Below are 24,312 nucleotides of genomic sequence, written 5' to 3'. Positions count from 1 at the left end.
GACGCCGGAATGGCCGCCTCTGCGGCCGGCCGGGATATGGCTTTGACACGGGGATGGAATGCAACCATCACCGGCCAGAGCCACTATAGGGATACCGGAGGCGTGGGGACACAGAATTCACGCAATGCGGTTGCAACGCGCCCGGTTTTCGCGCGGCTATCCCGCTCTTGTCCGACCGGAATGAAGGAGCATGAATGCGTCTTGCCGAACAGGTGACATTCGGAGGGGGCGGGCTTGACCGTGCCGCCCATCGGCGCGGCGATGACGCCTGGCTTGCCGGGGCCTGGTCCGGGGCGCAGGTTCTGCCGCTCTGGCGCGACAAGCCGCTGTTCGGCCCGGAGGGGTTGGGCTGGGTGCCTTCGGCGCATCCGCTTCTGGACGCGCGGCGCGCGGAGGCTGTCTTTCTGGGGCTGTCCGGTGGGAGCGCGAGATTCGCGCTCGACCTGTCGGACTGGGTGCCTGCCGAGATGCCCGAAACGCTGGGGCTGTTTCGCGACCCGTCCGAACAGCGCCATCCCGAGCTTCCCGAGGATCTGAGCTTCCGCGAGCTGCGGGGCGGGATGACGGCGCTTGCGCCGGTTGAGGCCGAACTGGCCGCCACCGCCAAGGGCCTGTTCGACTGGCATCGCGGGCATGGTTTCTGCGCGCGCTGCGGTCAGCCGAGCCGGCCGGCCGAGGCGGGCTGGCAGCGGCATTGCCCGGGCTGCGGCGCGCCGCATTTCCCGCGCACCGATCCGGTGGTCATCATGCTGGTCCGGCGCGGCAACAGGGTCTTGCTGGGGCGGTCGCCGGGCTGGCCCGAGGGCATGTTCTCGCTGCTGGCTGGCTTTGTCGAACCGGGCGAGACGGTCGAGGCGGCGGTGCGACGCGAAGTGGCGGAGGAAACCGGTGTCAGGATCGGGCAGGTGGGGTATCTTGCAAGCCAGCCCTGGCCGTTTCCCGCCTCGCTGATGCTGGGCTGCTGGGCCGAGGCCGAGACCGACCGGATCACGCCCGATCCGGCCGAGATCGACGACGCCCGCTGGGTCAGCCGCGAGGAGATGCTGGCGGTGCTGGCGGGCGAACGGACCGACATGCTGCCGCCCCGGCCGGGGGCGATTGCCGGTTTCCTGATCCGGATGTGGCTGGCCGACCGGCTGGACTGAGCCAAAGAGCGCGCGAAGGGGGCGCCCGCAGATGATATTGAGCTGCCAGGAAGACATTTCGGCACCGATCGAGCAGGTGTTTGCCCGCCTGACGGATTTCGCCCGCTTCGAGCGGGCCATCGAGACCCGCGGCGGCGATGTTGCCCGCCATGAGGGCGCGCCCGAGGGGCCGGGGCCGGGCCTTGCCTGGACGATCCGGCTTCACTTTCATGGTGCGCATCGCGAGATCGAGGCCGAGCTGACCGATTACGCGCCGCCCAGCGCGCTGCGTCTCGGTGCGGCCTCGAGCGGGCTTGGCGCCGAGGGGATCGTCGAGCTTGCGGCCCTGGCCGAGGGGCTGACCCGGCTGAGCGTCGCCATCGATCTCGGGCCGAGGACGCTGGGCGGGCGGGTGCTGATGCAGACGCTGAAACTTGCCCGCGGCAAACTGGCCGAGGAGATGGAGGCAGGGCTGGCCCGGCTCGCCCGCCGGATCGAGGCCGAGGCGGCGGGTTGAGGGGGTGACTTGAGGCTGCGGGCTGAGCGGCCCGCCGGAAACAACAAACCCCCGGGCAGGGCCTCGGGGGTCGTCGCACTGGGGCCGAAACCCCGGTTCGCCATTGTCGACGGTCTTAGAGAAGACCTTCGCGCTGGGCCTTCTTCCGCGCCAGTTTGCGCGCACGGCGGACGGCTTCCGCCTTCTCGCGCGCCTTCTTCTCGGACGGTTTCTCGAAATGTTGCTTGAGCTTCATTTCGCGGAACACGCCTTCGCGCTGAAGTTTCTTCTTCAGAGCCCGAAGCGCCTGGTCGACATTGTTGTCGCGAACGCTGACCTGCATGTGGTTGTCACCACCTTTCTTGCTAGAGTTTCCGAATTCTGCAGGAAGGGTCCGTATAGCAAAAGCGGGCGAACTTGTCTATAGAGGGGCCGTCGAAAGGAGGCCCAGCATGACCGACACGCCCCGAGGCATGGACACCATCACCCAGGAGCTTCTGGATGCCGCGCTGATCCACGTTCCGTTCGATGGCTGGAGCGAGGCTGCCTTCCGCGCCGCGGTCGCCGAGTCCGGCGTCGATCCGGCCCTGGCACGGGCTGCCTGCCCGCGCGGCGCGGTCGATCTGGCGGTGGCCTATCATCTGCGCGGCGACGATGAGATGGTGCGCCGCCTGACCGAAACCGATCTGTCGGCGATGCGCTTCCGCGACCGGGTGGCACTGGCGGTGCGCTGCCGGCTGGACGCGGCCGAGGACAAGGAAGCGGTGCGCCGGGGCGCCACGCTCTTTGCGCTGCCGCTTCATGCCGCCGAGGGCTCGCGCCTCGTCTGGGGCACCGCCGACCGGATCTGGACGGCGCTCGGCGACAGCTCGGAGGATGTCAACTGGTACACCAAGCGTGCCTCGCTGGCGGCGGTCTATGGCGCGACCGTGCTGTACTGGCTGGGCGATGAAAGCCCCGATCATGCCGAGACAAGCGCCTTCCTCGACCGCCGCATCGGCGATGTGATGCAGGTCGAGAAGGTAAAGGCGCAGGTCAACAAGTCGCCCCTTCTCAAGCCCTTCCTGCTGGGGCCGAACTGGCTTGCCCGCCAGATCCGCCCGCCACAGGTGCCGAAGCGCAAGGGCGGGCTTCCCGGCGCGCTGGGTGCGCGCGTGACGGGGCGCACATGATGCTGCCCCCCGTGATGCGGGCGGTCGAGATCGCCGAGCCCGGCGGCCCCGAGGTGCTGCGCCCGACCGAGCGCCCGGTGCCGGTGCCGCAGCCGGGCGAGGTGCTGATCCGGCTGGCCTATGCCGGGGTCAACCGGCCCGACGCGCTGCAACGCGCGGGCTCCTATGCGCCGCCGCCGCAGGCTTCGGATCTGCCCGGTCTGGAAGGGGCGGGCGAGGTCGTGGCGCTGGGCGAGGGGGTGACGGGGCTTGCACCCGGCGACAAGGTCTGCGCGCTGCTGCCGGGCGGGGGCTATGCCGATTATGTCGCGACGCCCGCGGCCCATGCGCTGCCGGTGCCCGAGGGGATGGGGCTGAAACAGGCCGCCTGCCTGCCCGAGACCTTCTTCACCGTCTGGTCGAATGTCTTCATGCGCGGTGGGCTGAGGGCGGGCGAGCGGTTTCTCGTCCATGGCGGCTCGTCCGGGATCGGCACCACCGCGATCCAGCTTGCCGCTGTCTTCGGGGCGCGGGTCTTCGCCACCGCCGGTAACCCGGCGAAATGCGCGGCCTGCCGCGCGCTGGGCGCGGAACGGGCGATCGACTACCGGGCCGAGGATTTCGTCGAGGTGCTGAAATCCGAGGGTGGGGCCGATCTGATTCTCGACATGGTCGGGGGCGACTATCTGCCGCGCAATGTACGGGCGCTGGCCGATGAGGGCCGTCTGGTGCAGATCGCCTTTTTGCTGGGGCCCAAGGTCACGCTCAACTTCGCCCATGTGATGATGCGGCGGCTGACCATCACCGGATCGACCCTGCGCCCGCAATCGGATCTTGCCAAGGCTCGGATCGCCGCCGAGCTGCGCGAAAAGGTCTGGCCGCTTCTGGCCTCTGGCCGCGTCGCCCCGGTGATGGACAGCGAATTCGACCTGACCGAGGCCGCGCTTGCCCATGCCCGGATGGAGCAGAGCGCGCATATCGGCAAGATCGTCCTGAAGATCGCCTGAGGGCTGAGGCCCGGGCCGCTGCGCCCCGGACCCGCAAGGCCCGGGCGTGCCGCCATGGGAAAGACCTTGTCATGCCGCGTTTCAGGGCCGTTTCCCCGGCTGCGCGCGCATCAGCGCGGCGGCGGCATCAGCGCGTCGCGCAGGTCGCAATCCTCGACCGTGTCCGGGGCGCAAAGCCGGGGTTTCAGCTCTTTGGTCAGGCAGATCCGGACCTCCTGGATGCGTCCGGCCTTGCAGGTCACGGTCAGCATGTCGGGCAGAAGGCCCGGATTGGCCTGCAGGAAGGCCTCTTCCACCACCCCGGCCGGAAGCCTGACCGGGGCGGTCAGCCTGCCAAAGGCCACAGGACGCGACACGGCGGCATTGGCCCGGCCTGCCGCAGCGACATAGTCGCCCGCCGAGAGACCCGAGCAGCGCCCGTGCTTTTTCCATTGATGCCAGGCGGCGCGGGAGCTGCCGGTCAGCCGGGCCAGGCGCGCGATCTGGCGGCGCGACGGATCGGCCTCTGTGCTGCGGCAATGGCTTGGCCAGCCGCGTTCGTATTGCGGCCAGAGCCCGTGCAGAACCCAGCCCGCGCCGCCGCCCGGCGCGCAATGCGGGCTTTGCCGCGATGCGCTCTGGGAAGCTTCCCCAGAGGCTTCCCCGGTGGCTTCCCCGGCCGCGCACCAGCTTGGTGCCCAGCTCAGCGACAGCAGGTAATAATCGAAACGCCCGGCCACGTCCTCCTCGGCGCGGGCCAGGGTCGCAGACAGGAGCAGTATGGCCAGACAGCGCATTTTCTCTTTTCTCCGGGCGCGTCGGCCACTATATACGCTCAAACTTCCCCGAAAACGAGGAACCGCGCCAATCCGGCGCAGCCGTTTCCCGGCCCGGGGAGCGCTATCGTCGCACGAGAGGAGAAGGCCGATGAACAAACCGATCATGGCCAAGGCCACTGCTGTCTGGCTGGTCGACAACACGACGCTGAGCTTCCGGCAGATTGCCGATTTCTGCGGCTTGCACGAGCTTGAAGTGCAAGGCATCGCCGATGGCGACGTGGCGGGCGGCGTGCGCGGCTTCGACCCGGTCGCGAATAATCAGCTCGACCAGTCCGAAATCGACAAGGCCGAGAAGGACCCGCTTTACAAGCTGCGGCTCAAGTTCAACCCGGCTGCGGTCGGCGAGGAAAAGCGTCGCGGCCCGCGCTATACGCCGCTGTCCAAGCGGCAGGACCGTCCGGCCTCGATCCTGTGGCTGGTGAAGTTCCACCCCGAGCTCAGCGATGGCCAGATCGCCAAGCTGGTCGGCACCACCAAGCCGACGATCCAGTCGATCCGCGAGCGCACCCACTGGAACATCTCGAACATCCAGCCGATCGATCCGGTGGCGCTGGGCCTCTGCAAGCAGTCCGAGCTTGACTCGGCGGTGCAGAAAGCCGCCCGCAAACGGGCCGCCGAGGGCGATCTGATGACCGATGACGAGCGCCGCAAGCTGGTCTCGACCGAGCAGTCGCTGGAGATGGGCACCGAGCCGCGGCTGCCGACCGCGATTTCCGGGCTCGAGACCTTCTCGCTGACGCGTCCGGATCCGGACGAGGAAGAGGACCGCTCGGTGCCGGATGCCGACAGCTTCTTCAACCTGCCCGACCGCGACGACGAGGAAGACGAGGACGACGACGATCCGCGCCGCTGAGCCGGAGCGCTCGAATGAAGACGGGCGGCACCGCATCGCGGGCCGCCCGTTCGCATTTCTGGCGCCCTGCCGGGGCAGGGCCGTCCGGGGACGGTCTACTCGACCACGGATTCGAGATAGGCGATCACATTGGCGCGGTCCTGCGGATCCTTGAGCCCGGCAAAGGTCATCGCGGTGCCCGGAACCACATCGCGCGGCGAGGTGATGAAGGCGTCGATACGCTCGGCCGTCCAGCTGCCCTCGAGCCCGGCGAAGGCGTCGGAATAAGAGAAGCCCTCGGCGCTATGGACCGGACGCCCGACCACGCCGTAAAGCGACGGTCCGACCGCATTCGCGCCCTCTTCGACACGGTGGCAGGACTTGCACTGGTTGAAGACGCGCTTGCCCGCGGCCGCGTCGGCCTGGGCCATCCGCTCTTCGAAGGTCAGCTCCTGCTCCGGTTCGGCCGGGGTCGCGGGCTCTTCCTCGATCACCACATAGGCCGGCTTGTCCAGCCCGGGATTCGAGAAATAAAGTCCGCCCGCGCGATCGACGAGCGCGAACACCAAGAGAGCCCCCGAGGCCGAGCCCAGAAGCTTCGTGAAGCTCACCTTCTTCAGCATTAGAATATTCCCATGTTTTCCCGGGGACGTTCCTATGTGCTTCCCCTCAGTCTTGGCAAGCAGTATTCCCCGAAGGTATTGCATGACCATTAAGTCGTCCGGTCCAGGGGAAAGTCCTCGATGAGCAGTCGTATCGCGTTTCAGGGTGAGCCTGGGGCCTATTCGCATCAGGCCTGCCACGATGCCCGTCCCGACATGGAGGCGCTGCCCTGCCGCACCTTCGAGGACGTGATCGAGGCGGTGCGCAGCGGCGCGGCCGAAATGGCGATGCTGCCGGTCGAGAACTCGACCTATGGGCGGGTCGCCGACATCCACCAGCTGCTGCCGGATTCGGGTCTGCATATCGTCGGCGAGGCCTTCGTGCGGGTTCATATCAACCTGCTGGCGGTGCAGGGCGCGGCGCTGGCGGATATTCGCCGCGCGATGAGCCATACCGTGCTTCTGGGCCAGTGCCGCGACTTCCTGCAGGCGCATGACATCCACCGCGTGACCGCGGCCGACACCGCGGGTTCGGCCCGTCAGGTGGCCGAGGCGGGCGATCCCACGGTCGCGGCGCTGGCGGGCGATCTGGCGGCCGAGATCTACGGGCTCGACGTTCTGGCCCGCCATATCGAGGATCACGACAAGAACACCACGCGCTTCCTGCTGATGTCACGTGCGCCCGACCGCAGCCGCCGGGGCGATCTGGGCATGATGACCACCTTCGTCTTCCGGGTGCGCAACATTCCCGCCGCGCTTTACAAGGCGATGGGGGGCTTCGCGACCAATGGCGTCAACATGACCAAGCTGGAAAGCTACATGGTCGACGGCTCCTTCACCGCCACCCAGTTCTATGCCGATATCGAGGGCCATCCCGACGATCCTCATGTCGCCCGCGCGCTCGAGGAGCTCGACTACTTCACCTCGCATGTCGACATCCTGGGCGTCTATCCGGCCGACCGCAAACGCAGCTGATCCTGTCTTTCCTGCGGCGGCCCGCCGCGGCCCGGGGCTTGCGAATCCGCATCGTGACGTCTATGTAAAGCCCCGAGAGGTTGGCGCGGGCGAGCGCCTCGCCAACCCGGTCAGGTCCGGAAGGAAGCAGCCGTAACGAGCCCCGTTCGGGCCGCTGTCCAGCCTCTCACCTTCTCTTCCCTTCGCATCTCGGGTACCGCTCGGATCTCCGTCGCAAGTGGCGGATGTGGTATCTGCCCCGCCTGAGCTGATGGACAAGCTGTTGCGGGGGATCTTGCCGTGCCCCATCGCCTGCGCCATCGGTGAGGGCAGCGGGAGGAACGCCGACAGCTGGCAGGAGGCACAAAGTCCTGCCTCTCAGGCGGGGGAAATATCGTTTGAAAACAGAAATGCGGAAGCTCGGCTCCGCGCCGAGATTACCTCTCTCGTCAGAAAGGTTTGCCTCTCACGGGTCGCGTGGCGCTCGTCAGCGCCCGAAGCTGCCGTTCAGGCAGCGTGCGGCGAAGGTCGGCAGCGAGCCCTTACCGTTTGACGCTGCGCGAGGAAGCTAGGTCTGCTATGGGTGGCAGCGCTTCCGGTCCGCTTGCGGACCAGATTGGCGACAGGCTGGCGATTCGTAATCGCAACGACCTTTTCCGCAGACGCTTGAAAAATGGGAGCGATACTCAAGGATCAGCGCAAAGCACTGATCCTTGATTGATCCGCGCTTGTGAAATCAGGGTCCACGTAAACCCGAACCGCCTTAATAAGCTCACCCTCGAATTCGAAGACGTTGCAAAACAGGCCCTGTGAAATTTCGCCATCAGGAAACGGCGTTCCATCTGCCATTTCGCCCCACTCCCGACCCTCAACGACAATCGTATTACCGGCCTCTACAAAGGCCAAGCCCTCGATGTCATGCTCCAGTCTACCAAGCATTGCAGACATTCGCGCACCGAAGGTGCGCATCGCGTCCTTCCCGCGTGTTCGACCAAACTTGGGGAACAGCAACTCTACATCGTCAGTGTAAAGGTCAAGGATACGACCGTCGCCTGTATCGACGTAGCGGAAGTATTGACGGATGATCTCGCGCCGTCGCGCACTCAAGTCGATCTCTTTCATGACACCAACCTATGTGTTGACCGATCTACAGACAAGCACGAGCCGCGCTGTCATCAGTTTTCCCAGAGCTTTTGTTCCTCCAAAACCTGTTCCCGATTGCTTTCCCTCGAACGACCGGAAGCGGACATGACGATTTGCAGCGAGAACGGCAGCTTCGTCCCGCACTGCCGACGCTCGCGCCAGCCGCAGGGAATGGCCGCTTCGGCGTAGGTCGCCCGGTCAGAGGCAACGCTTCTGACTAAAAGGGCAGAGCTATGTGATGCCGTCCAACGGCCCCTTGAGCGGGGTCGGCTCCGTGATCCGCTGGACGCGGCCGGGGCCAGAGCCTACCCTGTGGCGCGAATACGTGACTTCGAGGGGATCCATGGCCGAGACAGAGGGCACCGCCTATCAGGTGCTGGCGCGAAAATACCGCCCCGCCACATTCGCCGATCTGATCGGCCAGGATGCGATGGTGCGCACCCTCAAGAACGCCTTTGCCGCCGACCGGATCGCGCAGGCCTTCATCATGACCGGCATCCGGGGCACCGGCAAGACGACGACGGCCCGGATCATCGCCAAGGGCATGAACTGCATCGGCCCGGACGGGCAGGGCGGCCCGACCACCGAGCCCTGCGGCGAATGCGAGCATTGCCGGGCCATCGCCGAGGGGCGCCATGTCGACGTGATGGAGATGGACGCGGCCTCGCGCACCGGCGTGAACGACATCCGCGAGATCATCGACAGCGTGGCCTACCGGGCGGCCTCGGCGCGCTACAAGATCTACATCATCGACGAGGTTCACATGCTGTCGACCAGCGCGTTCAACGCGCTGCTGAAGACGCTCGAGGAACCCCCCGCCCATGTGAAGTTCATCTTCGCCACGACCGAGATCCGCAAGGTGCCGGTGACGGTGCTGTCGCGCTGCCAGCGCTTCGACCTGCGCCGGATCGAGCCCGAGGTGATGATCGGCCATCTGCGCAAGATCGCGGGGCTCGAGAACGCGCCGATCACCGACGAGGCGCTGGGGCTGATCACCCGCGCCGCCGAGGGTTCGGTCCGCGACGCGATGAGCCTGCTCGATCAGGCGATCTCTCACGGCGCGGGCGAGACCGGGGTCGATCAGGTCCGCGCCATGCTGGGGCTCGCGGACCGGGGACGGGTGCTCGATCTGTTCGACATGATCATGGCGGGCGATGCGGCCGGCGCGCTGGGCGAACTGGCCGGGCAATATGCCGATGGTGCCGATCCGCTGGCGGTGCTGCGCGATCTGGCCGAGATCAGCCACTGGCTCAGCGTCATCAAGATCACCCCCGAGGCGGCCGACGATCCGACCGTCGGCCCCGATGAGCGTGCCCGCGGCCGGACCATGGCCGAGCGGCTGTCGATGCGGGTTCTGACGCGGATGTGGCAGATGCTGCTGAAGGCGCTGGAAGAGGTCTCGATGGCGCCCAACGCGATGATGGCGGCCGAAATGGCGGTGATCCGGCTGACCCATGTCTCGACCCTGCCAAGCCCCGAGGATCTGGTCCGGAAGCTGCAGGAGAACCCTCCCACCGGTCCGGCCCCCTCGGGCCCCGCGCCCTCGGGCGGCGGTGACAATGGCGGCGGCGGGATGCAGGGTCAGGTCCGGAGCGGCCCGGTCCATGCCGCGCCCTCGGGCGGCGGTGCCGTCACCGCACTGGCCCGCGCGCCCGAGCAGACGCTTGCGCATTACCCGAGCTTCGAGGCGGTGGTCGATCTGATCCGCGCCAATCGCGACATGGTGCTTCTGGTCGAGGTCGAGGCGGGGGTGCGGCTGGTCAGCTATTCGCCCGGCCGGATCGAGTTCGAACCCGGGCCTTCTGCACCGTCCGATCTGGCGCAGCGGCTGGGGCAGCGGCTGCAGAGCTGGACCGGCGCGCGCTGGGCGGTTTCGGTCGTGGCCAGGGGCGGCGCGCCCAGCATCGACGAGGTCCGCAACGCGGCCGAGGCCGCGCGTCGCGCCGAGGCCGCCGAGCATCCTCTGGTCCGCGCCGTTTTTGCCGCCTTTCCCAGGGCCGAAATCATCGACATAAAGCCGCCCGAGGTCCTGGCGGCCGAGGCGGCGGCCGAGGCCCTGCCCGAGGTCGAAGAGGAATGGGACCCGTTCGAGGACGACGACTGAACGCATAACAGGCGAAGGAGACACGCATGTTGAAGGGATTGGGCGGTCTTGGCGACATGGCCAAGATGATGAAGGCCGCGGGCGAGATGCAGGGCAAGATGGCCCAGCTTCAGGAAACGCTGGCGACCACGATGGTCGAGGGCGAAAGCGGCGCGGGCCTCGTGAAGGCCACGGCGACCGCCAAGGGCACGCTGACCGCGCTGTCGATCGATCCGTCGATCTTCAATGCCGACGAGAAGGAAGTGGTCGAGGACCTGATCCTGGCGGCGATCAAGGACGCCCAGGAAAAGGCGATGGAAAAGACCAGAGAAGAGACCCGCAAGCTGACCGAGGAAATGGGTCTGCCTCCGGGCCTGGGCCTGCCGGTCTGACTAAATGCTTCTCTACGGCCCAGAGGATGCCTCCAAGCTTCCTTATGAGTGGAGAGATTGCTGAAGTGGTGATCTCCGAGGCGCGCAAAGCATATCTGGAACAGATTTGCGCGTACTTGGGGATCTCTCTTCTCTTTGGATGGGTTGGTCATAGCTCGAGCGGACCTGCAGCGCAGGTGGTGAATAGTATAGCTGGGCTAGGGCTCATCTTCCTTTTTGTCGCGTTCTACTGCTTTCTTGCAGGTCATTTCCGCGACGCAAAGCGTATTCGGGGAGACATTTTGCCAGCAGCTCAGCACAAGAAGGATCCAGATTTGTTTTGGCGTTGTTACTCCGATCTGTTTCCGATGGCCTGGAAATGAGTCGCCCGGACGAGATCGACAGGCTGATCGAGCTGATGGCGCGGCTGCCGGGGCTTGGGCCCCGGTCGGCCCGTCGTGCGGTGCTGCATCTGGTCAAGAAGCGCGCAGTCCTCTTGCTGCCGCTGGCCGAGGCCATGCGCAAGGTCGGGGAGGCGGTGCATGAATGCGCCGTCTGCGGCAATATCACCACCGCCGATACCTGCGAGATCTGCGCCGATCCGGTTCGCGGCAATGGCGAGATCTGCGTCGTCGAGGATGTGGCTGATCTCTGGGCGATGGAGCGGGGCGGGGCCTTCAGGGGTCGCTATCACGTGCTGGGCGGCACGCTCTCGGCGCTCGACTCGGTCGGGCCCGACGATCTGCGCATTCCCGAGCTGGTCGAACGGGTCGGGCGCGAGGGCATCTCGGAGGTGATCCTGGCGCTCAACGCCACCGTCGACGGCCAGACCACGGCCCATTACATCGCCGACGAGCTGGCCGGGACCGGGATCCGGCTCAGCTCGCTGGCGCAGGGCGTGCCGATCGGGGGCGAGCTCGACTATCTCGACGATGGCACGATCAGCGCGGCGCTGAAGGCCCGGCGCGGGTTCTGAGCCTCGGCCCGCCCCGGTTGATTGCAGCGCTCTCACGTATTCTCAACTTGAACCTGCGGTGCCGGGGCCATTAGCTAGGGCAAGGTCTTGCGTCCGTCCGACCGCAGAAGACAGGGAGTTTGCCGATGCCCACGCCCCGCCGCCATCCGCACCGTGCCGCCCGGGCCGCCGCCGCCCGACCGGTCCCGAGGCCGCTTCTGGCGCCCGTTCTGGCGCTGGTTCTGACCTTTGGCGCCGGTCGGGCCCCGGCCGAGGAGGTCGCGACCGGCATGTCGGGCGGCAAGGTCGTCGAGAGCTTCGCCTATTCGGCGCTGGGCGCGCCGAAATACGGCCCCGACATGGCCCATCTCGATTACGTCAATCCCGACGCGCCCAAGGGCGGCGAGATCTCGATCTGGGCGCCGGGCACCTTCGACAGCTTCAACCAGTATTCGCGCATGGGCGTGCCGGCGGCTTTGAACACCATCGGCACCGAAAGCCTGATGACCTCGACCGCCGACGACCCCTATGCGATGTATTGCTATCTCTGCACCTCGATCGAATATCCCGAGGATCTGTCCTGGGTGATCTTCAACCTGCGCGACGACGTCACCTTCCAGGACGGCACGCCGATGACGGCCGAGGACATCGCCTTCACCCAGAAGCTGTTCCTGGAACAGGGGATCATCGAATACCGCCGTCTGGTCGAGGCCTATTTCGGCCCGATCGAGGTGCTGGGCCCGCACCGGATCAAGTTCACCTTCAACGACGTGACCCCGATGCGCGACCGGATCGGGCTGGCGGGCGGCACCCCGGCCTTCTCGAAGGCCTGGTTCGAGGAAACCGGCGCCCGGCTCGACCAGAGCACCAAGACGCCCTTCATGGCGACCGGCGCCTATGTGCTGGACAGCTTCGATTACAACCGCCGCGTCGTCTATCGCCGCAATCCCGATTTCTGGGGGGCCGAACAGCCCTTCAATATCGGGCGCTACAATTTCGACCGGATCCGGGTCGAGTATTTTGCCGACAGCAATGCCGCCTTCGAGGCCTTCAAGTCGGGCGCCTATACCTTCCGGACCGAGAACTCTTCGAAGACCTGGGCCACGGGCTATGACTTCCCGGGCATCGAGCGCGGAGACGTGCTGCGCGAGCCAATTCCCGACGGCAATGTCGGCACCCGGCTGAGCTGGGTCTTCAACCTCGACCGCGCCAAGTGGCAGGATATCCGGGTGCGTCGCGCCGTCGAGATGATGTTCAACTTCGCCTGGTCGAACAAGACGCTGTTCTACGGCTATTTCACCCAGCCGGTATCGTTCTGGTCGGGCACCGATCTGGCGGCCTCCGGCACGCCCGGGGCCGACGAGGCCGCGATCCTGCAGCCGCTGGTCGAGGAGGGTCTGCTGGAGCCGTCGATCCTGACCGAGGAGGTGGCGAGCCCGCCCGATCATGACGCCGATACCTACCGCCCCTCGCGCCGGATCATCCGCGCGGCCTCGAAACTGCTGGACGAGGCGGGCTGGGTTGCGGGCGACGATGGCATAAGGCGCAAGGACGGCCAGCCGCTGGAGCTGGTCATCATCCAGCGCGATCCGCAATTTGACCGCGCCATCAACCCCTTCCTCGAGAATCTCAGGATGCTGGGCGTGAACGGCCGCCTGGAGCGCGTCGATACCGCGCAATATGTCGAACGGCGGCGCGCCGGGATGTTCGATCTTGCCAATCAGGGCTTCGTGATGGGGTTCGAACCGTCGAGCGGGCTGTCGCAATGGTTCGGCTCGAAGACCGCCGATAACAGCTCGCGCAACCTGATGCGGCTGCGCAGCCCGGCCGTCGACCGGCTGATCGACGAGGTTGTCGCGGCCGATACGCTCGAGGGCATGAAGACCCGCGTCCATGCGCTCGACCGGGTTCTGCGGTCGCAGCATTTCGACATTCCGCTCTGGTTCAACGACAAGAGCTGGGTCGCCTATTACGACATGTACCGCCATCCCGAGACGCTGCCGCCGCTGCAGGTGGGCGAGCTTGACTTCTGGTGGTTCGATCAGGCGGCGGCGGACCGGCTGCATGCCTCTGGCGCGTTGAGGTAGGCCGGGCATGGGCGCCTATATCCTGCGTCGTCTCGCGCTGATCGTACCGACGCTTCTGGGCATCATGATCATCAACTTCACCCTGACCCAGTTCGTGCCGGGCGGGCCCGTCGAACAGGTGATCGCCAAGATCGAGGGCCAGGGCGATGTGTTTTCGGGCTTTGCCGGCGGCGGCGGCGATACCGGTGCCGCGCTTGGCGGGGGCGGTGGCGGCGGCAGCCCGACCGACAAATATATCGGCGCGCGCGGCCTGCCGCCCGATTTCATCGCCGAGCTGGAGAAGGAATTCGGCTTCGACAAGCCGCCGCTGGAACGCTTCCTGACGATGATCTGGAACTATGCCCGGTTCGATTTCGGGCAAAGCTATTTCCGCTCGGTCTCGGTGGTCGATCTGGTGCTGGAGAAGATGCCGGTCTCGATAAGCCTCGGGCTCTGGTCGACGCTGATCGCCTATATGGTCTCGATCCCGCTGGGCATCCGCAAGGCGGTGCGGGACGGGACATCCTTCGATACCTGGACCTCGGCGGCGATCATCATCGGCTATGCGATCCCGGGCTTCCTGTTCGCGGTGCTTCTGCTGGTGCTGTTCGCGGGCGGCTCCTACCTGCAATGGTTCCCGCTGAGGGGGCTGGTCTCGGAGAACTGGGCCGAGCTCAGCTGGCCTGCGAAGATCCTCGACTATTTCTGGCACATCACTCTGCCGGTCGTCGCCACCACGATTTCCAGCTTTGCCACGCTGACGCTTCTGACCAAGAATTCCTTCCTCGACGAGATCAAGAAGCAATATGTCGTCACCGCCAAGGCCAAGGGCCTGTCCGAGGGGCGGGTGCTTTACGGCCATGTCTTCCGCAACGCGATGCTGATCGTGATTGCGGGCTTTCCGGGCATGTTCATCGGCGTCTTCTTCGGCGCCTCGATCATCATCGAGACGATCTTCTCGCTCGACGGGCTGGGGCGTCTGGGCTTCGAGGCGGCAGTGGCGCGCGACTATCCGGTGATCTTCGCCACGCTTTACGTCTTCGGGCTGATCGGTCTGCTGGTCGGCATCCTGTCCGACCTGACCTATGTGCTGGTCGATCCCCGGATCGATTTCGAAAGCCGGGAGACCTGACATGGCCTGGCTTTCACCCCTGAACCAGCGGCGCTGGCGCAACTTCAAGCGCAACCGCCGCGCCCACTGGTCGCTGATGATCTTCGTCGTGATCTTCGGGCTGTCGCTCTTTGCCGAGCTTCTGGCCAATGACAAGCCGATCTATGTCAATTATCGCGGCGATAGCTTCTTTCCGGTCTACAGCTTCTATCCCGAGACCGATTTCGGCGGCGACCTGCGCACCGAGGCGGTCTATCGCGATATCGAGATCCAGTGCCTGATCGTCTCGGGCGGGCTCGAGGCCTGCTGGGACGACCCCGAGGGCGTGATCGAAGATGCGCAGGACGGCGTCGTCGACGGTGAGACGATCGAGAAGGGCTGGATGCTCTGGCCGCCGATCCCCTACAGCTACGACACCGTCAACAATATCGACGGCACCGCGCCCTCGGCCCCCGATGCGCAGCACTGGCTGGGCACCGACGACACCACGCGCGACGTGCTGGCCCGGGTGATCTACGGCTTCCGGCTGTCGATCCTGTTCACGCTGATGGTCACCGGCATCGCCTCGGTCATCGGAGTCGTGACAGGGGCGGTGCAGGGCTTTTTCGGCGGCCTGACCGACCTGATCTTTCAGCGCTTCATCGAGATCTGGACCTCGACGCCGCAGCTTTACATCATCATCATCCTCTTCGCCGTGCTGGGGCGAAGCTTCTGGCTGCTGGTGTTTCTCACCGCGCTGTTCGGCTGGCCCGCCCTGGTGGGCGTGGTGCGGGCCGAGTTCCTGCGCGCGCGCAATTTCGAATATGTCCGCGCCGCCCGCGCGCTGGGCGTCTCCAACTGGAAGATCATGTTCCGCCACATGCTGCCCAATGCCATGGTCGCGACGCTGACCATGCTGCCCTTCATCATCACCGGCACCATCGGCACGCTCGCGAGCCTCGATTTCCTCGGGTTCGGCCTGCCCGCCTCGGCGCCCTCGCTGGGCGAGATGACGCTGCAGGCCAAGGAGAACCTGCAGGCGCCCTGGCTTGCCTTCACCGCCTTCTTCACCTTCGCGATCATGCTGTCGCTGCTGGTCTTCATCTTCGAGGGCGTGCGCGATGCCTTCGATCCCCGAAAGACCTTCCAATGAGCCCGGTTCTCAAGGTCGACAATCTGCGCGTCTCGTTCCAGCAGGACGGCCGCCAGCAGGTCGCGGTCAGGGGCGTCAGCTTCGAGGTCGGGCGCGGCGAGACGGTGGCGCTGGTGGGCGAATCCGGCTCGGGCAAGTCGGTGACGGCGCTTTCGACCGTGGGATTGCTGCCCGGCGCGGCGACGGTCTCGGGTTCGGTGATCTATGAGGGCGAAGAACTCGCCAAGGCGCCCGAGAAGCGGCTGAGGCAGGTCCGGGGCAACGATATCAGCTTTATCTTCCAGGAGCCGATGACCTCGCTCAATCCGCTGCACACGCTGGAAAAGCAGATCACCGAAAGCCTGGCGCTGCATCAGGGACTGACGGGTGCCGCCGCCCGCGCGCGGGTGCTCGAGCTTCTGGAGCGGGTCGGTATCCGCGATCCCGAAAGCCGGCTGGGCGCCTATCCGCACCAGTTGTCGGGCGGGCAGCGCCAGCGGGTGATGATCGCCATGGCGCTGGCCAACGGCCCCGACCTGCTGATCGCGGACGAGCCTACGACGGCGCTCGACGTCACCATCGAGGCGCAGATCCTCGAGCTGCTGGCCGAGCTCAAGCGCGAAGAGACCATGAGCCTTCTCTTCATCACCCATGATCTGAACGTGGTGCGCCGCATTGCCGACCGGGTCTGCGTGATGAAGGATGGCGAGATCGTCGAGACCGGCCCCACCGCCGAGATCTTCCGCGCGCCGCAGCATCCCTATACGCGCAAGCTGCTGGCCGCGGCGACGGTGGGCGGCCCCGATCCGCTGAAGCGAGACGCGCCCGAGGTGGTGCGGACCGAAGGGCTGAAGGTCTGGTTCCCGATCCAGCGCGGTTTCATGCGCCGGACCACGGGCCATGTGAAGGCGGTGAACGGCGCCGATATCGCGGTCCGGGCGGGCGAGACGCTGGGGATCGTGGGCGAATCGGGCTCGGGCAAGACCACGCTGGCGCTGGCGATCATGCGGCTGATCTCGTCCGAGGGGCGGATCGTCTTTCTGGGGCGCGCCATCGACGAGCTGAAATCGCGCCAGATCCGGCCGCTGAGGCGCGACATGCAGATCGTGTTCCAGGATCCGTTCGGCAGCCTCAGCCCGCGGATGACGGTCGAACAGATCGTGGCCGAGGGGCTGGGCGTGCACGGCGCGCAATCCGGGCGCAGCCCGCGCGAGGAAGTGGCGCAGATCCTGACCGAGGTCGGGCTCGATCCTGCCATGATGCATCGCTATCCGCATGAATTCTCGGGCGGGCAGCGCCAGCGCATCGCCATCGCCCGGGCGATGATCCTGCGGCCGCGCATGGTGGTGCTGGACGAGCCGACCTCGGCGCTGGACATGACCGTGCAGGTGCAGATCGTAGACCTGCTGCGCGATCTGCAGCGCAGATACGATCTGGCCTATCTCTTCATCAGCCACGACCTGCGCGTGGTGCGGGCGATGTCGCACAAGGTGGCCGTGATGCGGCTGGGCGAGATCGTCGAGGCGGGGGAGGTTGACGAGGTCTTCGAGGCGCCGAAGACGGAGTATACGCGCACCCTGATGCGGGCGGCCTTCGCGGCGCCCGGGGAAGACCCGGGCGCCGCCTGAAAGCGTCAGATCGCCGAGCTGTGGCCGGCTTTCGACAGGTCGTAGGCGTCGAAGCCGCGGGCGATCATCCGGGTCAGCGGCTTGCCGTGTTCCGGCACCGTCAGCCCGTCATTGGTGAGGTCGATGAACCCGGCGAAGCGGTCGGCGACCTCCTGGAACATGGCGTTCAGCTCGGATTTCGAGATGCCGAAGGTCTCGGTGATCTCGGCGGTCGAGATGTGGAAGTCGCACATCAGCGCCTCGATCATGCGCGAACGCATCTTGTCCTCTTCGGTGAACACATGCCCCCGGCCGGTGGCGAAGCGGCCGTCGCGGATGCGCGCAGTGTAATCCGAGGTGCCCGACAGGTTCTGCGCATAGCCCTGCGGGAAGCGCGAGATCGAGGAGGCGCCCAGACCGATCAGCGCCGCGGCGGTGTCGTCGGTATAGCCCTGGAAGTTCCGGCGCAGCTCGCCGGCCTCCAGCGCCCGGGCCAGCCCGTCTTCGGGCCGCGCGAAGTGGTCGATGCCGATCTCGCGATAGCCGTCCCACAGGAACAGTTCCTTGGCGGTCTCGTAAAGCTTCAGCCGGCTTTCCGGCGTCGGCAGCGCCTCGGTCGGGATCATCGACTGGCGCCGGGCCATCCAGGGCACATGGGCATAGCCGTAAAGCGCGACCCGGTCGGGCGAGAGCGACATCAGCTTCTGCACCGATTCCGCGATCCGCTCGTTCGACTGATGCGGCAGGCCGTACAGGATGTCGGCGTTGAGCGACCTGATGCCCTTCGAGCGGATCAGATCGACCGCGTCGCGGGTGATGTCATAGCTCTGGATCCGGCCGATCACCGACTGGATCTGCGGGTCGAAGTCCTGGATGCCGATCGAGGCGCGGTTCATGCCTGCCCCGGCCAGCACGTCGAGCCGGGCCTCGTCGATCTCGTTCGGGTCGATCTCGACCGAGAACTCGCCCTGCTCGTGCATCGGCGCGACGGTGAAGATCGCCTCGGTAAGCTGTTTCATCATGTCGGCCGACAGCAGCGTCGGCGTTCCCCCGCCCCAGTGCAGGCGCGACAGCGTGACGCCCTCGGGCAACCGCTTGCCCAGCATCGCGAGTTCGGTCTTCAGCGTCTCGAGATACGCTTCGACCGGCGCGTCGGACCGGGTGCCCTGGGTCCGGCAAGCGCAGAACCAGCACAGCCGGCGGCAGAACGGTACGTGGAGATACAGGGAAATCTGCGAACCGGGCTCGATCTGGCCGATCCAGCCGGCGAAGTCTCCATCGTCTACCGACGCGTTGAAATGCGGTGCCGTGGGGTAACTGGTGTACCGTGGCACCTTGGCGTCGAATAGACCGAGACGGGTGAGTTGCGATTCTGTGCTCATTCGACTAGCGTTAAGTCTACCCAAGGAACCTCTCCTTGATCGAAGTCAAAATGGGAAACGGAATGGCCGTTACCGACACCTCCGTTGTGAATACCGAGTGTTTCGAGTGTCCGATTCGCCATCGTGCCGTCTGTGCGCGCTGCGAAGCCGATGAACTGGAGGCGCTTGAGGCCATCAAGTATTACCGCACCTTCGATGCCGGCCAGAGCGTGGTCTGGTCCGGCGACCGCATGGATTTCGTGGGCTCGGTCGTGGAGGGCATCGCCACCCTGACCCAGACCATGGAGGATGGCCGCACCCAGATGGTGGGGCTTCTGCTGCCTTCCGATTTCGTCGGCCGGCCCGGGCGCGACCTTGCCGCCTATGACGTGACCGCGACGACGCAGCTCACGATGTGCTGCTTCCGGCGCAAGCCGTTCGAAGAGCTGATGATCCGCACGCCGCATATCGGCCAGCGGCTTCTTGAAATGACGCTGGACGAACTGGATGCGGCGCGGGAATGGATGCTGCTTCTGGGCCGCAAGACCGCGCGCGAGAAGATCGCGAGCCTGCTGGCAATCATCGCCCGGCGCGACGCCGTGCTGCGGCTGGGGCCGACCCGTGGCCGGATCGTGTTCGACCTGCCGCTCACGCGCGAGGCGATGGCCGACTATCTCGGCCTCACGCTCGAGACCGTCAGCCGGCAGATCTCGGCGCTGAAGCGCGACGGGGTGATCGTGCTGGAAGGCAAGCGCCATGTGACGGTTCCCGATTTCGACATGTTGCTGGGCGAGACCGGCGACGACAATGACGGCGGCATGCCGGTGTGATATTCTGATACCCGGCCTGAGACCCTGTCCCAGGCCGGTACTTTCCGCGTCGGCTCAGTGCGCCATCAGGACCGGGATCGCGGTCTTTTCAAGCATGCCGCGGGTCGCGCCGCCCAGGATCGCCTCGCGGAACCGCGAGTGACCGTAGGCGCCCATGATCATCATGTCGGCCTCGATATCCGTCGCGTGACGCTGCAGCACGTCCGAGACCCGGGGCATGGTCTTGGCCAGCACCGAGATCTCGGTCTTGACGCCATGGCGCGACAGCATCTGCGACAGCGCGCCGCCGGGGTCCGAGCGGTCGGGGCCGTGTTTCGGCGGATCGACCACCGCGATATTGACCACCTCGGCGGCCTGCATCAGCGGCAGGGCTTCCTTGATGGCGGCCATCGCTTCCTGGCTCTGGTTCCAGGCGATCACGATCTTGCGGCCGATATGGGCGGTATCGGCCCCGGCCGGAACCACCAGAAGCGGCGCATGACCGTCGAACAGGACCGCCTCGGTTGCCGCCTCATCCTCGATGCCGCGGCCTTCGCCATAGGGGCGGGGCATGATCACGAGATCGGAGAACCGCGCCCGCTGCGCGACCAGATGGCTGAGCCCGGCGATCTGGGCCACTGCGGCCTCGCTGCTCCAGGTGACGCTTTCGCGGGCCATCCGGGCCTTGACCGCTGCTTCGATCGCAGAGGCCTCTTCCTGCGCCTTGTGCAGGGTCTCCTGCTGGATGAAGGCGTTGGTGCCTGCGTAGTAATAACCGGTCTGGGTTCGGTCGACACCGAGGCAGAGAATGTCGAGATGCGCTTCCTCGCGGGCCGCCAGGGTGATCGCCGGTTCGAGGGCCGAGTCGGCAATGTCCGTTTCGGTAATGATGGTTAGGATGGTCTTGTAGCCCACCGCAATACTCCTTCGCGTCGGTAGTGACGTCGCGGCGACATTAAATCGCCACGATCTTCCAAGGCTTTGACCAAGATCAAGCTTGAATTGGACAAGCTAAAGAGAGATTGATTTGGATCAAAGCATATCCGTGCATACCATAGAATACGTCACGGTATCGTGAGGGAGTCGGCCGAAGGCGGTTCGGTCGGCGAAAGACGAAGGGACTCTCAATGTGGGACTACGTTAAGATCGCCGCCCTGGGCGTGATCGCGGTGCTCGCCGCGGTTGCCGCGTTCATGGCCCGCGACATGGCATACATGGTGCACGCGGTGATCATCCTGCTCGTCGCCGGCGGTCTTGCCGCCTGGACGGTGCGGGGACTCGGTGCGCCGAAGCCGGTTGTCGACACGACCGGCTACATGGATGACGTCGTGCGGGCGGGTGTCATCGCGACCTGTTTCTGGGGCGTGGTCGGCTTTGCCGCCGGCACGTTCATTGCCAGCCAGTTGGCCTTCCCGGGCCTGAATTTCGAATGGGCCAGCGGGTACATGAATTTCGGCCGGCTGCGTCAGTTGCACACCTCGGCCGTGATCTTCGCCTTCGGGGGCAACGCGCTTCTGGCCACCTCGTTCTATGTCGTGCAGCGCACCAGCGCGGCGCGGCTCTGGGGCGGCAACCTCGCCTGGTTCGTGTTCTGGGGATATCAGCTCTTCATCGTGCTGGCTGCGAGCGGCTATGTGCTCGGGTCGACCCAGTCCAAGGAATATGCCGAACCCGAATGGTATGTCGACATCTGGCTGACGGTCGTCTGGCTGGTCTATCTGGCGATCTTCCTCGGCACCGTCGTCAAGCGGAAAGAGCCGCATATCTACGTCGCCAACTGGTTTTATCTCAGTTTCATCGTCACCGTGGCGATGCTGCACCTGGTCAACAATCTCAGCCTTCCGGTGTCGATCTGGGGCTCGAAATCGGTCCAGGTCTTCTCGGGCGTGCAGGACGCCATGACGCAATGGTGGTACGGCCATAACGCGGTGGGCTTCCTTCTGACCGCAGGCTTCCTGGGCATGATGTACTACTTCGTGCCGAAGCAGGCCGAGCGTCCCGTCTACAGCTACAAACTGTCGATCATCCACTTCTGGGGGCTGATCTTCATGTATATCTGGGCCGGTCCGCACCATCTGCACTACACCGCTCTGCCGGACTGGGCCGGCACGCTGGGCATGGTGTTCTCGGTCATGCTGTGGATGCCCTCCTGGGGCGGCATGATCAACGGCCTGATGACGCTGTCGGGCGCCTGGGACAAGATCCGCACCGACCCGATCATCCGGATGATGGTCGTCGCCGTCGGCTTCTACGGCATGTCGACCTTCGAGGGTCCGATGATGTCGATCCGCGCGGTCAACTCGCTGTCGCATTATACCGACTGGACCATCGGTCACGTGCATTCCGGCGCGCTGGGCTGGAACGGCATGATCACCTTCGGCGCGCTCTACTTCCTGGCGCCGCGGCTCTGGAACAAGGAGCGGCTCTACTCGACCGCGCTGGTGTCCTGGCACTTCTGGCTCGCGACCATCGGCATCGTGCTCTACGCGTCCTCGATGTGGGTCACCGGCATCATGGAAGGCCTGATGTGGCGCGAAGTCGACGCGCAAGGATTCCTGGTGAACTCCTTCGCCGACACCGTCGCGGCCAAGCACCCGATGTATATCGTCCGCGCCCTCGGTGGGGCCCTCTATGTCGCTGGCGGTGTCATCATGTGCTACAACATCTGGAAGACCGCGACCTCCGCGCCCGTCAAGCAGCCGGCGCCCGTTGCGGCCCCGGCTGAATAAGGAACGCAGCCAATGGCAATTCTCGAAAAACACAAGATCCTTGAGAAGAACGCATCGCTGCTTCTGGTGTTCAGCTTCCTTGTCGTGACCGTGGGCGGTCTGGTCGAGATCGCCCCGCTCTTCTACCTGCAGAACACCATCGAGAAGGTGGAGGGCATGCGCCCCTACTCGCCGATGGAGCTGGAGGGGCGCGACATCTACGTGCGCGAAGGCTGCTATGTCTGCCACAGCCAGATGATCCGGCCGATGCGCGACGAGGTGGAACGCTACGGCCATTACAGCCTGGCGGCCGAGTCGATGTATGACCACCCGTTCCAGTGGGGGTCCAAGCGGACCGGGCCCGACCTGGCCCGGGTCGGCGGGCGCTATTCCGATGCCTGGCATGTCCACCACCTGCGTGATCCGCAATCGGTGGTGCCGGAATCGGTGATGCCCAAATACGCCTTCCTCGAACGGCGCATGCTCGACCCCGAGCATATCGCCGACAAGCTGCGCACCCATCGTGCAGTGGGCGTGCCCTATACCGACGAGATGATCGAGAACGCGGTTTCGGACTTCAACGCTCAGATCGACCCCTATGCCGATGGCGTGGACGGTCTTCTCGAACGCTATCCGGGGGCGCAGGTGCGCAATTTCGACGGCAATGAGGGCATCTCGGAGATGGATGCGCTGATCGCCTATCTGCAGATGCTGGGCACGCTGGTCGACTTCTCGACCTTCGAGCCGGATGCGAGCCGCTGAGGGGGAGGCCAATGGAAACCTATTCCCTCATGCGCGAATTCGCCGACAGCTGGATGTTGCTGGCACTCACCCTGTTCTTCATCGGCGTGGTTGTCTGGGCGTTCCGCCCGGGCAGCGCCAAGGGCCACGACGATACGGCCAACATCCCGTTCCGGTATGAAGACCAACCTGCAGGCACCGAGGACGGTGCGACGTGCCATAAGGAGGCGCGGACATGAGTTCGAGCGATCACAACACCAAGCCCGGCGAGGTCGGCACCACCGGCCATAGCTGGGATGGCATCGAAGAGCTGAACAATCCGCTGCCGCGCTGGTGGCTCTGGACCTTCTATGCCTGCGTCGCCTATGCCCTGATCTACTCGATCCTCTACCCGGCCTGGCCGCTGGTGAACGGGGCGACACCCGGGCTTCTGGGCTATTCGACCCGGGCGAATGTCGAGGTCGAGATCAAGGAATTCGAAGACCGCAATGCCGAGCTTTCGAGCCGGCTGGCTGCGGCCTCGATGGAAGATCCGGCGGCGATCGAGGCCGATCCTGCACTTTACAACTACGCGGTGCAGGGCGGCGCTTCGGTGTTCCGCACCAACTGCGCCCAGTGCCACGGCTCGGGCGCGGCCGGCGTGCAGGGGCAGGGCTATCCCAGCCTGCTGGACGATGACTGGCTCTGGGGCGGTAAGCTTGAGGATATCTACTTCACCGTGACCCATGGCGTGCGGAACGAGGACAATCCGGATGCGCGTTGGTCGCAGATGCCCTCGTTCGGCACCGACGGGCTGCTGAGCAGCGAGGAAATCGACGAGGTGGTGCAATATGTCCGGCAAATTTCCGGACAGGAACATGATGCCGCATTGGCAAGTCAGGGTGAAACGGTGTTCCTTGATAACTGTGCTGCATGCCATGGCGAGGACGGCCACGGCGACCGCACCGTAGGCGCGCCGAATCTGACGGACGCGATCTGGCTTTACGGTGGGGACGTCGCGACGCTGACCGAGACGGTGACGAAAGCGCGCTTCGGGGTCATGCCGACCTGGAAGGAACGTCTCAGCGAGACGGAGCGCAAGGCCGTTGCGGTCTATGTCCACCAGTTGGGCGGCGGCGAGTGACTAAACGTCTTCCGGGGGCCGTGGCCCCCGGTCGATGGCACCGGCCCCCATCCTGTTCGCGCGTTTCCACGGGGGCCGGTGTCTATAGTCGCCGACCCCCGATCAAGCGTCCAGCGCGTTCCCTGACAGAGCCCTGTGC

General features: G+C 65.5%; 25 protein-coding genes and 1 other RNA gene. 20 read left to right on the top strand and 6 right to left on the bottom strand.

Annotated features, from left to right (window positions below; all coding sequences use genetic code 11):
* Positions 1 to 194: 194 nt before the first annotated feature.
* Positions 195 to 1,145, top strand: a complete 951-nt coding sequence (nudC, locus tag ACK8CO_RS07115; RefSeq protein ID WP_414898666.1) for an NAD(+) diphosphatase — start codon at positions 195 to 197, stop codon at positions 1,143 to 1,145.
* A 31-nt stretch (positions 1,146 to 1,176) separates the two neighbouring features.
* The gene (locus ACK8CO_RS07110; protein ID WP_080615143.1) at positions 1,177 to 1,641 is read left to right on the top strand and encodes an SRPBCC family protein; all 465 of its coding nucleotides are present in this window, start codon (positions 1,177 to 1,179) and stop codon (positions 1,639 to 1,641) included.
* Positions 1,642 to 1,756: 115 nt separating this feature from the next.
* On the opposite strand, the gene rpsU is transcribed toward ACK8CO_RS07110, so the two are convergent.
* On the bottom strand, positions 1,757 to 1,963 hold the full coding sequence (gene rpsU / locus ACK8CO_RS07105) for a 30S ribosomal protein S21 (RefSeq protein ID WP_042458983.1): 207 nt from the start codon (positions 1,961 to 1,963) through the stop codon (positions 1,757 to 1,759).
* Positions 1,964 to 2,072: 109 nt separating this feature from the next.
* On the opposite strand from rpsU, the gene ACK8CO_RS07100 reads away from it, so the two are divergent.
* Together ACK8CO_RS07100 and ACK8CO_RS07095 are read left to right on the top strand one after the other, a co-directional pair.
* Complete coding sequence (locus tag ACK8CO_RS07100) at positions 2,073 to 2,792, top strand: COQ9 family protein (RefSeq protein WP_414898665.1); 720 nt, start codon at positions 2,073 to 2,075, stop codon at positions 2,790 to 2,792.
* Positions 2,789 to 3,778 carry an NAD(P)H-quinone oxidoreductase gene (locus ACK8CO_RS07095; protein WP_414898664.1) on the top strand — a complete coding sequence of 330 codons (990 nt, stop codon included), beginning with the start codon at positions 2,789 to 2,791 and terminating at the stop codon, positions 3,776 to 3,778. The genes ACK8CO_RS07100 and ACK8CO_RS07095 overlap by 4 nt, the downstream gene beginning before the upstream one ends.
* Positions 3,779 to 3,888: 110 nt before the next feature.
* Here ACK8CO_RS07095 and ACK8CO_RS07090 read toward each other — a convergent pair whose 3' ends face one another.
* Positions 3,889 to 4,554 (bottom strand): ribonuclease T2 family protein, encoded by a 666-nt coding sequence (locus ACK8CO_RS07090; protein ID WP_414898663.1) that lies wholly within the window; start codon positions 4,552 to 4,554, stop codon positions 3,889 to 3,891.
* A 130-nt stretch (positions 4,555 to 4,684) separates the two neighbouring features.
* Between ACK8CO_RS07090 and ACK8CO_RS07085 the strand changes: the two genes are divergently transcribed.
* Positions 4,685 to 5,449, top strand: coding sequence for a DUF1013 domain-containing protein (locus tag ACK8CO_RS07085; RefSeq protein WP_080615147.1), 765 nt, complete (start codon positions 4,685 to 4,687; stop codon positions 5,447 to 5,449).
* A 95-nt stretch (positions 5,450 to 5,544) separates the two neighbouring features.
* Here the strand turns inward: ACK8CO_RS07085 and ACK8CO_RS07080 are convergent, their stop codons facing one another.
* Positions 5,545 to 6,051, bottom strand: coding sequence for a c-type cytochrome (locus ACK8CO_RS07080; RefSeq protein ID WP_080615148.1), 507 nt, complete (start codon positions 6,049 to 6,051; stop codon positions 5,545 to 5,547).
* A gap of 120 nt (positions 6,052 to 6,171) precedes the next feature.
* On the opposite strand from ACK8CO_RS07080, the gene ACK8CO_RS07075 reads away from it, so the two are divergent.
* Positions 6,172 to 7,005 (top strand): prephenate dehydratase, encoded by an 834-nt coding sequence (locus ACK8CO_RS07075; protein ID WP_414898662.1) that lies wholly within the window; start codon positions 6,172 to 6,174, stop codon positions 7,003 to 7,005.
* A gap of 73 nt (positions 7,006 to 7,078) precedes the next feature.
* An RNA gene (ffs, locus tag ACK8CO_RS07070) (signal recognition particle sRNA small type) lies at positions 7,079 to 7,177 on the top strand.
* A 500-nt stretch (positions 7,178 to 7,677) separates the two neighbouring features.
* On the opposite strand, the gene ACK8CO_RS07065 is transcribed toward ffs, so the two are convergent.
* Positions 7,678 to 8,106, bottom strand: coding sequence for a nuclear transport factor 2 family protein (locus tag ACK8CO_RS07065; RefSeq protein WP_060833959.1), 429 nt, complete (start codon positions 8,104 to 8,106; stop codon positions 7,678 to 7,680).
* 364 nt (positions 8,107 to 8,470) lie between these two features.
* On the opposite strand from ACK8CO_RS07065, the gene ACK8CO_RS07060 reads away from it, so the two are divergent.
* The 8 genes from ACK8CO_RS07060 (at position 8,471) to ACK8CO_RS07025 (ending at position 17,452) form a co-directional block, all read left to right on the top strand.
* Positions 8,471 to 10,231, top strand: a complete 1,761-nt coding sequence (locus ACK8CO_RS07060) for a DNA polymerase III subunit gamma/tau (RefSeq protein ID WP_414898661.1) — start codon at positions 8,471 to 8,473, stop codon at positions 10,229 to 10,231.
* Between the two features lie 26 nt (positions 10,232 to 10,257).
* Positions 10,258 to 10,602 (top strand): YbaB/EbfC family nucleoid-associated protein, encoded by a 345-nt coding sequence (locus ACK8CO_RS07055; protein WP_080615151.1) that lies wholly within the window; start codon positions 10,258 to 10,260, stop codon positions 10,600 to 10,602.
* Between the two features lie 44 nt (positions 10,603 to 10,646).
* Complete coding sequence (locus ACK8CO_RS07050; RefSeq protein WP_414898660.1) at positions 10,647 to 10,964, top strand: hypothetical protein; 318 nt, start codon at positions 10,647 to 10,649, stop codon at positions 10,962 to 10,964.
* On the top strand, positions 10,961 to 11,557 hold the full coding sequence (gene recR, locus ACK8CO_RS07045) for a recombination mediator RecR (RefSeq protein ID WP_080615152.1): 597 nt from the start codon (positions 10,961 to 10,963) through the stop codon (positions 11,555 to 11,557). The genes ACK8CO_RS07050 and recR overlap by 4 nt, the downstream gene beginning before the upstream one ends.
* 125 nt (positions 11,558 to 11,682) lie before the next feature.
* Positions 11,683 to 13,623: an extracellular solute-binding protein gene (locus ACK8CO_RS07040; protein WP_414898659.1), complete on the top strand. Its 1,941-nt coding sequence runs from the start codon at positions 11,683 to 11,685 to the stop codon at positions 13,621 to 13,623.
* 7 nt (positions 13,624 to 13,630) lie between these two features.
* Entirely contained in the window at positions 13,631 to 14,734 is a 1,104-nt protein-coding gene (locus ACK8CO_RS07035) for a microcin C ABC transporter permease YejB (RefSeq protein WP_414898658.1), read from the top strand.
* 1 nt (position 14,735) lies between these two features.
* The gene (locus tag ACK8CO_RS07030) at positions 14,736 to 15,845 is read left to right on the top strand and encodes an ABC transporter permease (protein ID WP_414898657.1); all 1,110 of its coding nucleotides are present in this window, start codon (positions 14,736 to 14,738) and stop codon (positions 15,843 to 15,845) included.
* Entirely contained in the window at positions 15,842 to 17,452 is a 1,611-nt protein-coding gene (locus tag ACK8CO_RS07025) for an ABC transporter ATP-binding protein (protein WP_414898656.1), read from the top strand. The genes ACK8CO_RS07030 and ACK8CO_RS07025 overlap by 4 nt, the downstream gene beginning before the upstream one ends.
* 5 nt (positions 17,453 to 17,457) lie before the next feature.
* Here ACK8CO_RS07025 and hemN read toward each other — a convergent pair whose 3' ends face one another.
* Complete coding sequence (gene hemN, locus ACK8CO_RS07020) at positions 17,458 to 18,813, bottom strand: oxygen-independent coproporphyrinogen III oxidase (RefSeq protein ID WP_414898655.1); 1,356 nt, start codon at positions 18,811 to 18,813, stop codon at positions 17,458 to 17,460.
* A 62-nt stretch (positions 18,814 to 18,875) separates the two neighbouring features.
* On the opposite strand from hemN, the gene fnrL reads away from it, so the two are divergent.
* Positions 18,876 to 19,622, top strand: coding sequence for a transcriptional regulator FnrL (gene fnrL / locus ACK8CO_RS07015; RefSeq protein WP_080615158.1), 747 nt, complete (start codon positions 18,876 to 18,878; stop codon positions 19,620 to 19,622).
* A gap of 54 nt (positions 19,623 to 19,676) precedes the next feature.
* Here fnrL and ACK8CO_RS07010 read toward each other — a convergent pair whose 3' ends face one another.
* A complete protein-coding gene (locus ACK8CO_RS07010) occupies positions 19,677 to 20,516 on the bottom strand; it encodes a universal stress protein (RefSeq protein ID WP_080615159.1) in 840 nt (279 codons plus the stop codon).
* A 212-nt stretch (positions 20,517 to 20,728) separates the two neighbouring features.
* Here ACK8CO_RS07010 and ccoN point away from each other — a divergent pair, with 212 nt between their 5' ends.
* Genes ccoN through ccoP form a run of 4 tightly spaced genes read left to right on the top strand, consistent with a single transcriptional unit; the run spans position 20,729 to position 24,173 of the window.
* Positions 20,729 to 22,330 (top strand): cytochrome-c oxidase, cbb3-type subunit I, encoded by a 1,602-nt coding sequence (gene ccoN, locus ACK8CO_RS07005; protein WP_414898654.1) that lies wholly within the window; start codon positions 20,729 to 20,731, stop codon positions 22,328 to 22,330.
* A gap of 12 nt (positions 22,331 to 22,342) precedes the next feature.
* Entirely contained in the window at positions 22,343 to 23,071 is a 729-nt protein-coding gene (ccoO, locus tag ACK8CO_RS07000; protein WP_080615161.1) for a cytochrome-c oxidase, cbb3-type subunit II, read from the top strand.
* 11 nt (positions 23,072 to 23,082) lie between these two features.
* On the top strand, positions 23,083 to 23,289 hold the full coding sequence (locus ACK8CO_RS06995) for a cbb3-type cytochrome c oxidase subunit 3 (protein WP_080615162.1): 207 nt from the start codon (positions 23,083 to 23,085) through the stop codon (positions 23,287 to 23,289).
* Positions 23,286 to 24,173, top strand: a complete 888-nt coding sequence (gene ccoP, locus ACK8CO_RS06990; RefSeq protein WP_080615163.1) for a cytochrome-c oxidase, cbb3-type subunit III — start codon at positions 23,286 to 23,288, stop codon at positions 24,171 to 24,173. The genes ACK8CO_RS06995 and ccoP overlap by 4 nt, the downstream gene beginning before the upstream one ends.
* The last annotated feature ends 139 nt before the right edge of the window (positions 24,174 to 24,312 follow it).

This window comes from Rhodovulum sp. HP10, from assembly GCF_047553435.1.
Taxonomy (GTDB): Bacteria; Pseudomonadota; Alphaproteobacteria; order Rhodobacterales; family Rhodobacteraceae; genus Rhodovulum.
This window is presented reverse-complemented; position numbering and strand designations above follow the sequence as displayed.

Excerpts from the sequence above, each read along its gene's own strand:
- nudC (WP_414898666.1), top strand. The coding sequence starts at position 195 with ATGCGTCTTGCCGAACAGGTGACATTCGGAGGGGGCGGGCTTGACCGT.
- ACK8CO_RS07110 (WP_080615143.1), top strand. The coding sequence starts at position 1,177 with ATGATATTGAGCTGCCAGGAAGACATTTCGGCACCGATCGAGCAGGTG.
- rpsU (WP_042458983.1), bottom strand. The coding sequence starts at position 1,963 with ATGCAGGTCAGCGTTCGCGACAACAATGTCGACCAGGCGCTTCGGGCT.
- ACK8CO_RS07100 (WP_414898665.1), top strand. The coding sequence starts at position 2,073 with ATGACCGACACGCCCCGAGGCATGGACACCATCACCCAGGAGCTTCTG.
- ACK8CO_RS07095 (WP_414898664.1), top strand. The coding sequence starts at position 2,789 with ATGATGCTGCCCCCCGTGATGCGGGCGGTCGAGATCGCCGAGCCCGGC.
- ACK8CO_RS07090 (WP_414898663.1), bottom strand. The coding sequence starts at position 4,554 with ATGCGCTGTCTGGCCATACTGCTCCTGTCTGCGACCCTGGCCCGCGCC.
- ACK8CO_RS07085 (WP_080615147.1), top strand. The coding sequence starts at position 4,685 with ATGAACAAACCGATCATGGCCAAGGCCACTGCTGTCTGGCTGGTCGAC.
- ACK8CO_RS07080 (WP_080615148.1), bottom strand. The coding sequence starts at position 6,051 with ATGCTGAAGAAGGTGAGCTTCACGAAGCTTCTGGGCTCGGCCTCGGGG.
- ACK8CO_RS07075 (WP_414898662.1), top strand. The coding sequence starts at position 6,172 with ATGAGCAGTCGTATCGCGTTTCAGGGTGAGCCTGGGGCCTATTCGCAT.
- ACK8CO_RS07065 (WP_060833959.1), bottom strand. The coding sequence starts at position 8,106 with ATGAAAGAGATCGACTTGAGTGCGCGACGGCGCGAGATCATCCGTCAA.
- ACK8CO_RS07060 (WP_414898661.1), top strand. The coding sequence starts at position 8,471 with ATGGCCGAGACAGAGGGCACCGCCTATCAGGTGCTGGCGCGAAAATAC.
- ACK8CO_RS07055 (WP_080615151.1), top strand. The coding sequence starts at position 10,258 with ATGTTGAAGGGATTGGGCGGTCTTGGCGACATGGCCAAGATGATGAAG.
- ACK8CO_RS07050 (WP_414898660.1), top strand. The coding sequence starts at position 10,647 with ATGAGTGGAGAGATTGCTGAAGTGGTGATCTCCGAGGCGCGCAAAGCA.
- recR (WP_080615152.1), top strand. The coding sequence starts at position 10,961 with ATGAGTCGCCCGGACGAGATCGACAGGCTGATCGAGCTGATGGCGCGG.
- ACK8CO_RS07040 (WP_414898659.1), top strand. The coding sequence starts at position 11,683 with ATGCCCACGCCCCGCCGCCATCCGCACCGTGCCGCCCGGGCCGCCGCC.
- ACK8CO_RS07035 (WP_414898658.1), top strand. The coding sequence starts at position 13,631 with ATGGGCGCCTATATCCTGCGTCGTCTCGCGCTGATCGTACCGACGCTT.
- ACK8CO_RS07030 (WP_414898657.1), top strand. The coding sequence starts at position 14,736 with ATGGCCTGGCTTTCACCCCTGAACCAGCGGCGCTGGCGCAACTTCAAG.
- ACK8CO_RS07025 (WP_414898656.1), top strand. The coding sequence starts at position 15,842 with ATGAGCCCGGTTCTCAAGGTCGACAATCTGCGCGTCTCGTTCCAGCAG.
- hemN (WP_414898655.1), bottom strand. The coding sequence starts at position 18,813 with ATGAGCACAGAATCGCAACTCACCCGTCTCGGTCTATTCGACGCCAAG.
- fnrL (WP_080615158.1), top strand. The coding sequence starts at position 18,876 with ATGGCCGTTACCGACACCTCCGTTGTGAATACCGAGTGTTTCGAGTGT.
- ccoN (WP_414898654.1), top strand. The coding sequence starts at position 20,729 with ATGTGGGACTACGTTAAGATCGCCGCCCTGGGCGTGATCGCGGTGCTC.
- ccoO (WP_080615161.1), top strand. The coding sequence starts at position 22,343 with ATGGCAATTCTCGAAAAACACAAGATCCTTGAGAAGAACGCATCGCTG.
- ACK8CO_RS06995 (WP_080615162.1), top strand. The coding sequence starts at position 23,083 with ATGGAAACCTATTCCCTCATGCGCGAATTCGCCGACAGCTGGATGTTG.
- ccoP (WP_080615163.1), top strand. The coding sequence starts at position 23,286 with ATGAGTTCGAGCGATCACAACACCAAGCCCGGCGAGGTCGGCACCACC.